We start from the raw sequence: 14,877 nt of genomic DNA on the forward strand, positions 1-14,877 counted from the left end.
AATGGAAACGTTCACCGCGTTAAAACTGCTGCATGGCGTATCGACACTGCTGCTGTTGGTCAGCGCCATTGTGTTGCTGGTGGTGGTGATTCGACGCTGGCGGGCAGGGGATAAAGACCTGTCGGGCGGCATCGTCAGACGGCCCTGGGCTTTTGTCTGGGCGCTAATGGCCCTGTGCCTGGTGGCGTTGCCGGTGAGCGGCTGGTTTCTGGTGCATATGGCCGGCTGGCCGCTGAGTCAGCTGTGGTTGCTGGCGGGCAGCAGTTTGTACCTGGTGGGCGGCTTGAGCTGGTTGTGGTTGCTGGTACGGCTCAATCGCCTGCGGTTGGGGCGAGTGGCCAGGCATCCTGGATTTACGCTGGGGCTGGCGATTTTTTGTACGATTTGCTTTATCGCCATTGCCGGGCTGATGGGCGCCAAGCCGGTTTGACCCTGTTGTATCTGCAGGAGCGAGCTCGCTCCTGCAGTAGGTTGTGGGGATGGGTGTCGGATCAGTCGCGCAGCGTCATCACTGGCCAGCCACGTTTTTCGGCTTCGGCCCGCAGGTTCGGATCAGGATCAACCGCCACCGGGTGGGTCACTTGCTCCAGCAGCGGCAAGTCGTTCATCGAGTCGCTATAGAACCAGCTGTCTTCCAGGCTGTAGCCATTTTCTTCGATCCAGCGGTTCAGGCGTGTCACCTTGCCTTCACGAAAGCACGGCACGTCTGTGCTGCGCCCGGTATAGCGGCCATCGACGATTTCGCACTCGGTTGCAATCAGGTGTTCCACGCCGAGCTTTTGGGCGATCGGTGCCGTTACCACGCGGTTGGTGGCCGTGATAATGACCAGCGTGTCGCCTGCTGCACGGTGTTTTTCCAGCAGGGCTTGTGCCTTGGGCAACATCAACGGCTCGATGCAATCGCGCATGAATTCGCGGTGCCATTGATCCAGTTGAGCCATGTCATGCCGGCCAAAGATTTCCATGCTGAAATTAAGGTAGGCGGCGTTGTCGAGTTTGCCGGCCAGGTAATCCTGATAAAAGGCATCGTTGCGCGCCTTGTAAGCGTCGCCGTCGAGAATGCCCCGCTGGCACAAGTAATCGCCCCAAGCGTGATCGCTGTCACCGCCCAGAAGGGTGTTGTCCAGGTCGAATAAAGCCAGTCGCATTGAAATTACCCGCTGAAGTGTCTGTTAAAAGGCCACAAGAATACGGTCTTTTCATAAGAGTGCACATAAGGCGGGAAGGCGCGTTGCTGCTTTCACAACCTTTGTGGAACAATGCGGTGACATGCGTTTGCGAGGTTGTTGCCGTGATCGACCCCGATGGTTTCCGCCCTAATGTCGGGATTATTCTGACAAATGATGCTGGTCAGGTACTTTGGGCTCGCCGAATCAATCAAGACGCGTGGCAGTTTCCCCAGGGTGGTATCAACCCTGATGAGACGCCGGAAGACGCCTTGTACCGTGAGTTGAACGAAGAAGTTGGCCTTGAGCGCGAAGATGTGGAAATACTCGCCTGCACGCGAGGCTGGTTGCGTTATCGTTTGCCGCAACGTCTGGTCCGTACCCATAGCCAACCGCTGTGTATCGGTCAGAAGCAAAAGTGGTTTTTGCTGCGCCTGGTCTCCAACGAGAAACGGGTGCGGATGGATTTGACCGGTAAACCGGAGTTCGATGGCTGGCGTTGGGTCAGTTATTGGTATCCGTTGGGCCAGGTGGTGACATTCAAGCGCGAGGTTTACCGTCGCGCTCTCAAAGAGCTTGCCCCGCGCCTTTTAACGCGCGCCTGACACGGAGTTCGACCCCGAGCCATGCTCAATACGCTGCGCAAGATCGTCCAGGAAGTTAACTCCGCCAAGGATCTCAAGGCGGCGTTGGGGATTATTGTGCTGCGCGTCAAAGAGGCCATGGGCAGTCAGGTCTGCTCGGTCTATTTGCTCGATCCAGAGACCAATCGTTTTGTCCTGATGGCGACCGAGGGCCTGAACAAGCGCTCGATCGGCAAGGTCAGCATGGCGCCCAACGAAGGCCTGGTGGGTCTGGTGGGCACCCGTGAAGAACCTCTGAACCTCGAAAACGCCGCCGATCACCCTCGTTATCGTTACTTTGCAGAAACCGGTGAAGAGCGGTATGCCTCTTTCCTCGGCGCGCCGATCATCCACCACCGCCGAGTGGTGGGGGTTCTGGTCATCCAGCAAAAAGAACGTCGTCAGTTCGATGAGGGTGAAGAAGCCTTCCTCGTGACCATGAGCGCGCAGCTGGCGGGGGTTATTGCCCATGCCGAAGCCACGGGCTCGATCCGCGGCCTGGGACGTCAGGGCAAGGGCATTCAGGAAGCCAAGTTCGTCGGTGTACCGGGTTCGCCCGGTGCGGCGGTCGGTACGGCGGTGGTCATGTTGCCCCCGGCCGATCTGGACGTGGTTCCGGACAAGAGCATTACCGATATCCCGGCTGAAATTGCGCTGTTCAAAACCGCCCTCGAAGGTGTGCGCAACGATATGCGCGCGGTGTCGAAAAAACTCGCCACCCAGTTGCGGCCCGAAGAACAGGCGCTGTTCGACGTGTATCTGATGATGCTCGACGATGCGTCGCTGGGCAGCGAAGTCAAAAATGTGATCAAGACCGGCCAGTGGGCCCAGGGCGCGTTGCGCCAGGTGGTGTCTGATCACGTCAACCGTTTCGAATTGATGGACGACGACTACCTGCGCGAGCGGGCGTCGGATGTGCGTGACCTCGGGCGGCGTCTGCTGGCGTATTTGCAACATGACCGCCAGCAAACCATGGTCTACCCCGACCACACCATCCTGGTCAGCGAAGAGCTGACCGCGACCATGCTCGGTGAAGTACCCGAAGGCAAGCTTGCGGGCCTGGTGTCGGTACTGGGTTCGGGCAACTCCCACGTGGCGATTCTGGCCCGGGCCATGGGGATTCCGACGGTAATGGGTCTGGTTGACCTGCCGTACTCCAGGGTCGACGGCATCCAGATGATCGTCGACGGCTACCATGGCGAGGTCTACACCAACCCCAGCGATGTGCTGCGCAAGCAATATGCCGAGGTTGTCGAAGAAGAACGCCAGCTGTCACAAGGCCTGGATGCCTTGCGTGAGCTGCCGTGCATCACCCCTGACGGGCATCGCATGCCATTGTGGGTCAACACCGGCCTGCTGGCAGATGTGGCCCGTGCACAGCAGCGTGGCGCCGAAGGCGTAGGTCTGTACCGCACCGAAGTGCCGTTCATGATCAATCAGCGCTTTCCGAGCGAAAAGGAGCAGCTAGCGATTTATCGCGAGCAACTCGCAGCCTTCCATCCGCAACCGGTGACCATGCGCAGCCTGGACATTGGCGGCGACAAGTCACTGTCGTACTTCCCCATCAAAGAAGACAACCCGTTCCTTGGCTGGCGCGGGATCCGCGTCACCCTCGACCACCCCGAAATCTTTCTGGTGCAGGCCCGGGCCATGCTCAAGGCCAGCGAAGGCCTGAACAACCTGCGTATTTTGCTGCCGATGATTTCCGGCACCCACGAACTTGAAGAAGCCCTGCACCTGCTGCACCGTGCCTGGGGTGAAGTGCGCGACGAAGGCACTGATGTACCGATGCCGCCAATCGGGGTAATGATCGAAATTCCGGCAGCGGTGTACCAGACCAAGGAACTGGCGCGCCAGGTGGACTTCCTGTCGGTGGGCTCCAACGACCTGACCCAATACCTGCTGGCCGTGGACCGCAACAACCCGCGGGTAGCCGATCTGTATGACTACTTGCACCCGGCGGTGCTGCAGGCCCTGCAATCAGTGGTGCGCGATGCACATGCCGAAGGCAAGCCGGTCAGTATTTGCGGTGAGATGGCGGGTGATCCGGCGGCGGCAATCTTGCTGATGGCCATGGGTTTTGACAGTTTGTCGATGAACGCCACCAACTTGCCGAAAGTGAAGTGGATGTTGCGTCAGGTCAGCCTGAGCCGCGCGAAGGAACTGTTGGCCGAAGTGATGACCATCGACAACCCGCAGGTGATTCGCAGCACCGTGCAACTGGCTCTGAAAAACATGGGCCTGACCCGCATGATGAATCCGGCGGCGATCAAGCCGTATTGATCGTCCCTCTGCAGGACTGTAGGCGCGAGCTGTTAAAAGCTCGCTCCTACAGTGGAATCCGAGTCATCCCTGGATTCTTACCTCTCCCAGGCGCCCACCCAACGGGCCAAAGCTGTGTTCAACCATCAGTCTCGAGCCGTCTGCGTTGACAATCAGCGCGGTGCTGGCGCGGGTGCCGTAGCTGGGGCTGGAAATGAATACGCTCGACAGCAAGCTTTCCGTGGCCAGGCCCACACCGGTATCAGGCAAATCACTGAAGGGCGCCGTCTGGCGATCACTGAGCAGTGCGAGCAGGGCCTGGGGTTGAGGGTCATTGAGAACCTCGGCCAGAGCCGCCCTGGCTTTCAGCAACTTGGGCCATGGCGTATCCAGCCCGGCATTCGACAAGCCATATACCCCTGCGTCGAGCAGCTGCGGTGCGACATCCTGGGAGTTGTAGTGCCAGAGCTGATCGGCAGTGCCCAGTAACAGATTGAACCCGGCATATTCCACAGAACGGCGGCCAACATCGGCGAAATACTCGCCAATTGACTGGTTGCCACTCAGAAAGTCAGATACCAGCTCCCCCCGCGAACGCCGTGAAGGCGGCTTGTGCGGCTCACGAATATTGGTCAGCGCCGCAAAGCGCCCGTTGGCGCCAATGCCCAGCCAGGTGCCCCCGGCCTCCAGATCACGGCCGGCATACACTTGAGGCGTATCGACCCACTGCGCCAGGGGCTTTGCCGGGCGCGCATAGAATTCATCACGGTTGGCCGCCACGACCAGAGGCTGGGCGTGGCCGGGGCGCCAGGCGAACACAATCAGACACATGGGCAGTCCTTAATGTTTTTTTAATCACTGTACTTATAGATTGCCTGAGCCTGTCACGCCATTCACTAGAGCCCAAGGCCTCCCTTCCGTTACCATGCCGATCAAATTTGTATGCGGCGCTGTTGTCCTGTGCCGGTTTGAGTTTCCTGATCTAACAAGGAGTCGCAATGCTGCCTTACCCGCAGATTGACCCGGTGGCACTAGCCATTGGTCCGCTGAAAATCCATTGGTACGGCTTGATGTACCTGATCGGCATTGGCGCTGCCTGGCTGATCCTGTCGCGACGTCTCAACCGCTTCGACCCGACCTGGACCAAGGAGAAACTCTCTGATCTGGTGTTCTGGGTGGCCATGGGCGTCATTGTCGGCGGCCGTTTGGGGTACGTGCTGTTCTACGACCTGAGCGCCTACATTGCCAACCCGCTGCTGATTCTGGAGGTCTGGAAAGGCGGCATGGCGTTCCACGGTGGACTGATCGGCGTGATGCTGGCCGTCTGGTGGTTCGGCAAACGCAACGGCAAGTCGTTTTTCCAGATCATGGACTTCATTGCGCCTGTGGTGCCGATTGGCCTGGGCGCAGGACGTATCGGCAACTTCATCAATGCCGAGTTGTGGGGCAAGGCCAGCGATGTGCCGTGGGCAATGATCTTTCCTACCGATCCCCAGCAACTGGCGCGCCATCCGTCGCAGCTTTATCAGTTTGCGCTGGAAGGTGTGGCACTGTTCCTGATCCTTTGGCTGTACTCGCGTAAACCACGGCCTACGATGGCAGTTTCCGGGATGTTCGCCCTGTTCTACGGCATCTTCCGCTTTATCGTCGAGTTCGTCCGCGTGCCGGATGCCCAGCTGGGCTATCTGGCGTTCGGCTGGGTGACGATGGGGCAAATTCTCTGCATCCCGATGATCCTCGGCGGTCTGCTCCTGATCTGGTGGGCATACCAGCGCGATCCAGCGGCTCATAAAGCTGCGTAATGAATTCGAATCGCAGGGCGTACAGCGCCCTGCATTCAAACGGTAGGAAAACCATGAAGCAATATCTCGACCTCGTCGCCAACGTCATCAAAAATGGCACCTTGCAAGCCAACCGCACCGGGGTGAAGACCATCAGTCTGCCCGGCGCCATGTTGCGCTATGACCTCAAGGAAGGCTTTCCGGCCATCACCACTCGCCGTATGGCGTTCAAATCCGCGATTGGCGAGATGTGCGGTTTTCTGCGCCCGGTGAACAGTGCTGCAGATTTCCGCGCCCTGGGTTGCAAGGTGTGGGACCAGAATGCCAACGAAAACGCCCAGTGGCTGGCCAACCCGTTCCGTCAGGGTGAAGACGACCTGGGTGAAATCTACGGTGTGCAATGGCGCAAATGGCCGGCATACAAGCAAATCGCCAGCAGCAACCAGGCGGCTATCGAGCTGTGCCTGAGCCAGGGTTACCGGCAGATTGCCGAGGGCGAAGAAGACGGCCAGGCCTACGTGGTGCTGTACAAGGCCATCGATCAGTTGCGCCAGTGTGTCGACACCATCATCAACGACCCGGGCAGCCGGCGAATTCTGTTCCACGGCTGGAACTGCGCCCAGCTCGACGAAATGGCCCTGCCGCCGTGCCATCTGCTGTATCAGTTCCACCCGAATGTCGAGACCAGGGAAATTTCCCTGACGCTCTACATCCGCTCCAATGATCTGGGCCTGGGTACGCCGTTCAACCTGACCGAAGGCGCCGCACTGCTGAGCCTGATCGGTCGCCTGACCGGTTACACGCCACGCTGGTTCACCTACTTCATCGGTGATGCCCACGTGTATGAAAACCACCTGGACATGCTCAACGAACAGCTGACCCGCGAGCCGTTCCCGATGCCCAAACTGGTGATTTCGGACCGTGTACCGGAATTTGCCAAGACCGGCGTGTACCAGCCGGAGTGGCTGGGCCTGATCGAGCCGGGTGACTTCAGCCTCGAAGGCTACCAGCACCATGCGCCCATGACTGCGCCGATGGCGGTGTAAACCTCTGTCTCCTGTAGGAGCGAGCTTGTCTCGCGCACCTTACAAAGCTCGCGATCCTTAAAAGGCTCGCGAGGCAAGCTCGCTCCTACAGGTTTTGCTGTTATTGCTGTTATTGCTGTTATCAATGCCCGTGGCTTCTGCCCACATGACTCGGCTCGCCTTCCGGGGCGCTGACTGAGCCGCTGACTTCCAGCTGCTGCAAAATCCCGCAATGTTCGCCGTTCGGCCCTTCACCACAGCGTTGGCGCAGGTCAAAAAGCTGTGCCTGCAAGGCCAGCAAGCTGTCGATCCGGGCCTTGACGTGGTGGATGTGCTCGTCGATCAGCGCATTCACGCTTTCACACTGATCCTGCGGACTGTCCCGCAGGTTCAGCAGGCTGCGAATCTCCTCCAGGGTCATGTCCAGGCTGCGGCAATTACGAATAAACGTCAGTCGCTCTACATGGGCCTGGGTATACAGGCGGTAGTTGCCCTCACTGCGTGCCGGCTCCGGCAGCAGCCCTTCGCGCTCGTAATAACGGATGGTTTCGACCTGACAGTCGGTCAATTTCGCCAGTTCACCAATTTTCATCAGGTTATCTCCGAAAGGGTGCTTGACCCTATAGTGGCTACAGGGTCTTTACTTGGCAACAGGCACCTTTTCGGACGCAACCTGATGAGCGATTCCATTCACACCCACCACAAGCCCCATGCTGATCACGATCACGATCACGATCACGATCACGATCACGATCACGATCACGATCACGATCACGATCACGATCACGATCACGATCACGATCACGATCACGATCACGGCAAGAAAGATCAACATGCCGGTCATGGGCACGGCTGCTGCACTGCGGCCGAAGCTCCGAGCGTGATCAAGCTCAGCGCTGCCCCTACGGCGGGCGCCCGCTTGAGCAGCTTCCGTATCGAAGCCATGGACTGCCCCACAGAGCAAACCCTGATCCAGAACAAACTGGGCAAGCTGGCGGGTGTGCAGCAACTGGAATTCAACCTGATCAATCGGGTGCTGGGTGTGACCCATGACCTGCCGTCCACCGAGCCGATCATTGCGGCCATCAAGTCCCTGGGCATGCAGGCCGACCCGCTGGAATCGGATACGGATGCCGGCCCCGTCACCCCGCCGGCCAAGAAACACTGGTGGCCGCTGGCTGTGGCCGGTGTTGGCGCACTGGCGGCCGAAGTGCTGCACTTTACCGATGCCGCTCCTGCCTGGGTGATTGCCCTGGTGGCGTTGGTGTCGATCCTCAGCGGCGGCCTGACCACCTACAAGAAGGGCTGGATCGCCCTGAAGAACCTCAACCTGAACATCAACGCGCTGATGAGCATTGCCGTGACCGGCGCGGTACTGATCGGCCAATGGCCAGAAGCGGCCATGGTGATGTTCCTGTTTACCGTGGCCGAACTGATCGAAGCCAAATCCCTGGACCGGGCGCGCAACGCCATCGGCGGCCTGATGCAAATGGCGCCGGACAAGGCCACCGTGCAACAGGCTGATGGATCGTGGCGGGAACTTGAGGTCAAAGACGTCGAACTGGGCGCTATCGTGCGGGTTCGCCCCGGCGAGCGCATCGGTCTGGACGGTGAAGTGGTTTCGGGCAGTTCGACCATAGATCAGGCGCCGATTACCGGTGAAAGCCTGCCGATCGAGAAGACTGTCGGCGATAAAATTTTTGCCGGCACCATCAACCAGGCCGGCTCGCTGGAATACCGGGTCACTGCTGCGGCCAGCAATTCGACCCTGGCGCGAATCATTCACGCCGTGGAGCAAGCCCAGGGTGCCCGGGCTCCGACTCAGCGCTTTGTCGACAGCTTCGCGAAAATCTACACCCCGGTGGTGTTCATCTTCGCGTTGGCGGTGGCCGTGATTCCACCCCTGTTTATGGGGGGCGTATGGTTTGACTGGATCTATCGCGCCCTGGTGTTGCTGGTGGTGGCGTGCCCTTGTGCACTGGTGATCTCGACTCCCGTGACCATCGTCAGCGGTCTGGCGGCAGCGGCGCGCAAAGGTATTCTGGTCAAGGGCGGTGTGTACCTCGAAAGCGGTCACAAGCTGGATTTCCTGGCACTGGATAAAACCGGCACCATCACCCACGGCAAGCCGGTGCAAACCGATTACCTGCCACTCGACCCGCTGATGACCGAGAGCGCCGTGTTGCTGGCAGCGAGTCTGGCCAGCCGCTCCGATCACCCGGTGTCTCTGGCGGTGGCCAACGCCGCGGTGGATAAAAACCTGGCGCTACGGCCTGTGGATAACTTCACTGCCCTGGCCGGACGCGGCGTACGCGGTGAAATCGACGGCAAGCTCTACCACCTGGGCAACCATCGTCTGGTTGAAGAGTTGAACCTGTGCTCCCCGGCCCTGGAAGAAAAACTCTTTGCCCTGGAAGAGCAGGGTAAAACCGTGATTTTGCTTTGCGACAGTTCAGGTCCGCTGGCGTTGTTCGCCGTGGCCGATACGGTCAAGGAATCCAGCCGCGAAGCGATCCGCGAGTTGCATGAACTGGGGATCAAAACCCTGATGCTGACCGGCGACAACCCGCATACCGCCAGTGCCATTGCGGCCCAGGTGGGTATCGATCAGGCCCGGGGCAACTTGTTGCCCGACGACAAGCTCAAGGCGATTGAGGCGCTCTACGCCCAGGGGCATCACGTGGGCATGGTCGGCGACGGGATTAACGACGCCCCGGCACTGGCCCGTGCCGAAATTGGTTTTGCCATGGCGGCTGCAGGCACCGATACCGCGATAGAAACCGCCGATGTCGCCCTGATGGACGACGATCTACGCAAAATACCGGCATTCATTCGTCTGTCACGTCAGACCTCCAGCATCCTCAAGCAAAACATTGCTCTGGCACTGGTCATCAAAGGGATCTTTCTTGCGGTAACCTTCCTGGGTCTGGCCACCATGTGGATGGCCGTGTTTGCCGACATGGGCGTGAGCCTGTTGGTGGTGTTCAACGGTTTGCGCCTGTTGCGCAAATAGATCATGAGAGGCCGCAGTGCTGAGTGCCGAGCTGAAAGCGTTTTACCGGGTGGCCCAATTGGGCAGCATTACTCAGGCAGCGAAAAAGCTCGGGCTCAGTCAGCCGACCGTGACCACACAGATTCGCCAGCTTGAAAGCCAGTACGCGGTGGAGTTGTTCTACCGCGGCGGGCGGCGCCTGACCCTCAGCGATGACGGCGTGCGTTTGCTGCCGATGGTCAAGGCGCTGATTCAGCAAGAGGGCGATATCGAGTTTTTTCTACGCAACAGTGGTCAGGGCACTGGCACCTTGCGCATCGCGGCCACTGCCCCGTACTACATCCTCGATCTGGTGAAAAACTTTCGCGAGCGACTGCCGCAAATTGCCGTGTCGGTGGACATCGGCAATTCCCAGCAAGTGCTCGAAGCGCTGGACGAGTACCGGGTTGATATCGCCGCTTCGTCGCAACTGGTGGAGGATCCACGGCTGATTCGCCGGACTCTGGGCACCGACCCGCTGGTGCTGGCGGTGCATCGCAATCACCCGCTGGCCAAGTTCGAACACGTGCCGCTCAGCGCGCTGGCCGGGCATTGTCTGCTGATGCGCGAACAGGGTTCGACCACCCGCAAACTAACGGAGCAGCTGCTGGACGGCGCCGGTGTGGGCTTTGGTCCGCTGCTGGAAATCGGCAGTCGGGAGTCGATTCGCGAGGCGGTGTTGCGCAACATCGGGATCAGCATCATTGCCCGTCAGGAAGTGCCCCACGATCCGCAATTGCGGGTGCTGACCCTCGAAGGTGCGCCGCAGATCGCGGAATACCTGTACTGCCTCAAAGAGCGCAAATCGGCGCGGCTGCCGGCAGCCTTTTTGGGCCTGGCGCAGGAAATGGCCCCGGCCTGAGCACATACAAAAAAAACCGTAGGAGCGAGCTTGCCTCGCGATCGAATCACCCCGTTTTCACTGGTTAACCGAGTTACCTGTATCGCGAGGCAAGCTCGCTCCTGCGGGAATCTATGGGGCTCTGTATCCAAAATCCACCAATACCCCTATCGGCTGATTTTGCGTTCTTGCCACATTCTGTACGCATTGCGTCTCTAGGATGACCCCCATCTGCTTGATGAGGTGCATCCATGAACAGCTCGAACGCAACCGCTTTTACCCAACCGGGCGTACCGATGAAGGTGCGCAATGTGAGCAAACGCTTTGGCGCTTTCAATGCGCTGGATGATGTGTCGCTGGAGGTCGCCGCTGGCGAACTGGTGTGTCTGCTCGGGCCTTCGGGCTGCGGCAAGACCACCCTGCTGCGCTGCATCGCCGGGCTCGAACGCCAGGACAACGGTGTGCTGTATCTGGGTGATCGCGATGTATCTGACCTCGCACCTCAAGCTCGTGATTACGGGATTCTGTTTCAGTCCTACGCGCTGTTCCCCAATCTGACAGTCGAAGCCAACATCGCCTACGGCCTGGCCGGTAGCAATCGCGACGTGGTGCGCAAGCGGGTGGCAGCCATGCTCGAGCTGGTAGGCCTGACCGGCAGCGAAAAGAAATTCCCCGGCCAGCTCTCCGGCGGCCAGCAGCAGCGGGTAGCCCTGGCCCGAGCCCTGGCGCCGTCACCTTCGCTGTTGTTGCTCGACGAGCCGATGTCGGCCCTCGACGCCCGGGTGCGTGAGCATCTGTGTACCGAACTGCGCCAACTGCAGCGCAGCCTGGGCATTACCACGTTGATGGTGACCCACAACCAGGACGAAGCGATGTTGATGGCCGACCGCATTGCCGTGATGAACAACGGCAAGGTCGAGCAATACGCCACGCCGCAGGAAATCTACGACAGGCCGGCGACGCCCTTTGTGGCCGAGTTCGTCGGGCAAGGCAACTGGTTGCCCTTTGAGCGCAACAGCGCCACCCACGCCCAGGTCGGCGGCATGAACATGCGTCTGGCGGACGACGCCGGGCGTGCTGCATCGGGCCGCCTGTTCTGCCGCCCCGAAACCATCAGCGTGAACCCGCTGCTGCATCAGGAGAACCTGTTCCCGGCGCGGGTGCGCGAGATCACCTTTCTTGGCAATCGCTGCCGCATGAGCTTTGAGCTCAATCATTTGCCAGGCCATGCACTCACTGCCGAAGTCGGCACCCAGGATCTGCCGCGCCTTGGCGCTCCGGACATCTTTGTCGCCCTGCCGCCCAACAGCTTGCAGGTGTTTGCCTGAGATGGCCGCTGAAATGGCCCTGCCAGTGCCCGGCAAAGTGATAGCCAAAACCTCCAGCGCTGAACTCGGCGACAGGATTTTCGTGGTCGGCGGCAAGCTGCTGCTCTTGCTGCTGCTGGGTGTGGCGGTATTGATGCCATTGCTGGCGATCTTCTGGCGCGGCTTCAGTGCCGAAGATGGCCAGGGTGGTGGCTGGGTGGCAGCGCGGGAGCTGGTTACCAGCGATAATTTTCACTGGCTGGTGGGTAATAGCCTCAAGGTATCCCTGAGTGTGGCGGCGATTGTCGTCCCGCTGGCCTACCTCTTTGCCTACGCGCTGCAACGCACCATGATCCCCGGCAAGCGCATCTGGCGCGGTCTTTCGCTGCTGCCGCTGATGGCGCCGTCGATGTTGCCGGGCATTGCCCTGGTGTACCTGTTTGGTAATCAGGGCATGTTGCGCGGGCTGATTTCGGACAATATCTATGGCTTCTGGGGCATCGTGCTGGGCGAGGCGATTTACACCTTCCCCCACGCCCTGATGATTCTGCTGTCTGCGCTGTCCCTGGCTGATGCGCGTTTGTTCGACGCCGCAGCGAGTATGGGGGCGGGGCCCTTCAAAGCCTTTCGCAGCATCACCTGGCCGGGTACCCGCCAGGCGGTGTTCGCCGCCTTCTGTCTGGTGTTCACCCTGACCATCACCGACTTTGGCGTACCGGTGGTGGTGGGGGGCGATTACCAGGTGCTGGCGCTGGAAGCCTACAAGGCTGTGGTCGGACAGCAACAATTCGGCCGCGGTGCCTTGATCGGCATGGTGCTGCTGTTGCCCGCGCTGTTCAGCTTCGCCGTGGATGCCTGGCTACGCCGTCAGCATGGCGACTCGATGAGCGGTCGGGCCCAGGTCTTCAAGCCGCTGCCCTCTAAAGTCCGCGACCGCTGCTACCTGGCCATTGTGCTGCTGATTTGCGCCATCCTGGTGCTGGTGTTCGGCATGGCGGTGTACTCGTCACTGGTCAAGTTCTGGCCGTACAACCTGTCGCTGTCGCTCAATCACTACCAGTTCAACGATACGGCAGGCGGGGGCTGGCTGGCCTACCGCAACAGCGTGACCATGGCGTTGTGCGCGGCACTGATCGGTAGCGTGCTGATTTTCACCGGCGCCTACCTGATGGAAAAGAGCAAAGGCCAGAAAGGCCTGAACCTGGCGCTGCGCATGCTCAGTTTCGTACCCATGGCGGTACCGGGGCTGGTCCTGGGTCTGGGCTACGTGTTCTTTTTCAACCTGCCGGGCAACCCGCTGCATGTGCTCTACGGAACCATGACGCTGCTGGTGGTGTGCACCATTGCTCACTATTTGACCACCGCACAAATGACCGCGACCACCGCGCTGCGGCAACTGGACAGTGAGTTTGAAGCGGCCGCGCTGTCACTGAAGGCGCCGCTGTATCGCCACTACTGGCGCGTCACCGTTCCCATCTGTCTGCCCGCGTTGCTCGACATCGTGCGCTACCTGTTCGTCTCGGCCATGACCACGGTGTCGGCGGCGATCTTTCTCTACAGCCCCGACACCATCCTCGCGGCGGTGGCGGTGCTGAACATGGACGACGCCGGCAATGTTGGCGGCGCGGCGGCCATGTCGACCCTGATTCTGTTCACCTCGGCGGGCGTGTCCCTGCTGCTGGCCTGGGCTTCACGCGGCTTGTTACGCCGCTCCCAGGCCTGGCGCCAGGGCGTACCTGCGCAATGATCCGCGCCCCTCAAAGCCTGCCCTCTACAACCAAAAGGAACCGCACCATGTTCAAGCCACTTGCCCTTGCCGCTGCTGTCCTCACTGCTTTTAGCTTCAACGCCTTTGCTGCCAAAACCGAGTTGACCGTGTACACGGCCCTCGAAGCCGAGCAGCTGAAAACCTACAAGCAGGCTTTTGAGAAGGCCAACCCGGACGTTGAGATCAAGTGGGTGCGCGACTCCACCGGCATCATCACCGCCAAGCTGCTGGCGGAAAAAGCCCGCCCGCAAGCCGATGCGGTATGGGGGCTGGCCGCCTCCAGCCTGGCGATACTTGATCAGCAGGGCATGCTGCAAAGCTATGCACCCCAAGACCTGGCCAAGATCGGCGCCAACTATCGCGATCCAGCCAATCCACCGGCATGGGTGGGGATGGACGTGTGGGCCGCGACCATTTGCTTCAACACCATCGAGGCACAAAAACAGGGTCTGAGCAAACCGGTGAGCTGGCAGGACCTGACCAAACCGGAATACAAGGGCAAGATCGTGATGCCCAACCCGGCGTCCTCTGGCACGGGTTTTCTGGACGTAAGTGCCTGGCTGCAAACCTTCGGCGAGAAACAGGGCTGGCAGTTCATGGATGACCTGCACCAGAACATCGGCCAGTACGTTCACTCCGGCTCCAAGCCATGCAAACTGGCGGCTTCTGGCGAGTTCCCGATCGGTATTTCGTTCGAATACCCGGCGGTGCAACTCAAGCGCCAGGGTGCTCCGCTGGATATCGTGTTGCCCAAGGAAGGCCTGGGCTGGGAAATCGAAGCCACTGCGGTGATCAAGGGCACGCCCCATGAAGAGGCGGCGAAAAAGCTGGCCGACTTCTCTGCCAGCCCGGCAGCGATGGAGCTTTATAAAGAGAACTTCGCCGTACTCGCGCAACCCGGCATCGCCAAGCCTCAGACCGAACTGCCAGCGGACTACGAACAGCGCCTGATCAAGAACGACTTCGCCTGGGCCTCGCAGAATCGTGACAGCATCCTGGCCGAATGGCGCAAGCGCTATGACGGCAAGTCCGAGAAAGTGGCGCAGTAATTTCTCAGCAAATAAAACCCGTAG

General features: G+C 59.9%; 14 protein-coding genes. 10 read left to right on the top strand and 4 right to left on the bottom strand.

What is annotated here, in order from left to right:
• Position 1 precedes the first annotated feature (1 nt).
• Positions 2–430, top strand: a complete 429-nt coding sequence (locus JQ848_RS01175; RefSeq protein ID WP_003444557.1) for a DUF2269 family protein — start codon at positions 2–4, stop codon at positions 428–430.
• Between the two features lie 61 nt (positions 431–491).
• Here the strand turns inward: JQ848_RS01175 and JQ848_RS01180 are convergent, their stop codons facing one another.
• The gene (locus tag JQ848_RS01180; protein WP_003444554.1) at positions 492–1,148 is read right to left on the bottom strand and encodes a histidinol-phosphatase; all 657 of its coding nucleotides are present in this window, start codon (positions 1,146–1,148) and stop codon (positions 492–494) included.
• Positions 1,149–1,291: 143 nt separating this feature from the next.
• Between JQ848_RS01180 and JQ848_RS01185 the strand changes: the two genes are divergently transcribed.
• Positions 1,292–1,771 (top strand): RNA pyrophosphohydrolase, encoded by a 480-nt coding sequence (locus JQ848_RS01185; protein ID WP_003444551.1) that lies wholly within the window; start codon positions 1,292–1,294, stop codon positions 1,769–1,771.
• Between the two features lie 21 nt (positions 1,772–1,792).
• A complete protein-coding gene (gene ptsP / locus JQ848_RS01190; RefSeq protein WP_003444550.1) occupies positions 1,793–4,072 on the top strand; it encodes a phosphoenolpyruvate--protein phosphotransferase in 2,280 nt (759 codons plus the stop codon).
• 63 nt (positions 4,073–4,135) lie between these two features.
• Here the strand turns inward: ptsP and JQ848_RS01195 are convergent, their stop codons facing one another.
• Positions 4,136–4,882, bottom strand: coding sequence for an NRDE family protein (locus JQ848_RS01195; protein ID WP_003444548.1), 747 nt, complete (start codon positions 4,880–4,882; stop codon positions 4,136–4,138).
• A 167-nt stretch (positions 4,883–5,049) separates the two neighbouring features.
• Between JQ848_RS01195 and lgt the strand changes: the two genes are divergently transcribed.
• Both lgt and JQ848_RS01205 read left to right on the top strand, forming a co-directional pair.
• Positions 5,050–5,853 (top strand): prolipoprotein diacylglyceryl transferase, encoded by an 804-nt coding sequence (lgt, locus tag JQ848_RS01200; protein WP_010657386.1) that lies wholly within the window; start codon positions 5,050–5,052, stop codon positions 5,851–5,853.
• Between the two features lie 53 nt (positions 5,854–5,906).
• Positions 5,907–6,878, top strand: coding sequence for a thymidylate synthase (locus tag JQ848_RS01205; RefSeq protein ID WP_003444545.1), 972 nt, complete (start codon positions 5,907–5,909; stop codon positions 6,876–6,878).
• Between the two features lie 121 nt (positions 6,879–6,999).
• Here the strand turns inward: JQ848_RS01205 and cadR are convergent, their stop codons facing one another.
• Complete coding sequence (cadR, locus tag JQ848_RS01210) at positions 7,000–7,449, bottom strand: Cd(II)/Pb(II)-responsive transcriptional regulator (RefSeq protein WP_161719850.1); 450 nt, start codon at positions 7,447–7,449, stop codon at positions 7,000–7,002.
• 48 nt (positions 7,450–7,497) lie between these two features.
• Positions 7,498–7,692 carry a hypothetical protein gene (locus JQ848_RS22685; protein WP_235972383.1) on the bottom strand — a complete coding sequence of 65 codons (195 nt, stop codon included), beginning with the start codon at positions 7,690–7,692 and terminating at the stop codon, positions 7,498–7,500.
• Between the two features lie 45 nt (positions 7,693–7,737).
• Between JQ848_RS22685 and JQ848_RS01215 the strand changes: the two genes are divergently transcribed.
• From JQ848_RS01215 to JQ848_RS01235, 5 genes are all read left to right on the top strand, one after another.
• Positions 7,738–9,870 carry a heavy metal translocating P-type ATPase gene (locus JQ848_RS01215; RefSeq protein WP_039736990.1) on the top strand — a complete coding sequence of 711 codons (2,133 nt, stop codon included), beginning with the start codon at positions 7,738–7,740 and terminating at the stop codon, positions 9,868–9,870.
• Positions 9,871–9,886: 16 nt separating this feature from the next.
• Complete coding sequence (locus JQ848_RS01220) at positions 9,887–10,750, top strand: LysR family transcriptional regulator (RefSeq protein ID WP_003444538.1); 864 nt, start codon at positions 9,887–9,889, stop codon at positions 10,748–10,750.
• A gap of 230 nt (positions 10,751–10,980) precedes the next feature.
• A complete protein-coding gene (locus JQ848_RS01225) occupies positions 10,981–12,057 on the top strand; it encodes a putative 2-aminoethylphosphonate ABC transporter ATP-binding protein (RefSeq protein ID WP_003444536.1) in 1,077 nt (358 codons plus the stop codon).
• 1 nt (position 12,058) lies between these two features.
• Complete coding sequence (locus tag JQ848_RS01230; protein WP_202210196.1) at positions 12,059–13,783, top strand: putative 2-aminoethylphosphonate ABC transporter permease subunit; 1,725 nt, start codon at positions 12,059–12,061, stop codon at positions 13,781–13,783.
• A gap of 47 nt (positions 13,784–13,830) precedes the next feature.
• Positions 13,831–14,853 (top strand): putative 2-aminoethylphosphonate ABC transporter substrate-binding protein, encoded by a 1,023-nt coding sequence (locus tag JQ848_RS01235; protein WP_003444532.1) that lies wholly within the window; start codon positions 13,831–13,833, stop codon positions 14,851–14,853.
• Positions 14,854–14,877 lie beyond the last annotated feature (24 nt).

Source organism: Pseudomonas paraversuta, assembly GCF_904067025.1.
Classification (GTDB): Bacteria; Pseudomonadota; Gammaproteobacteria; order Pseudomonadales; family Pseudomonadaceae; genus Aquipseudomonas; species Aquipseudomonas paraversuta.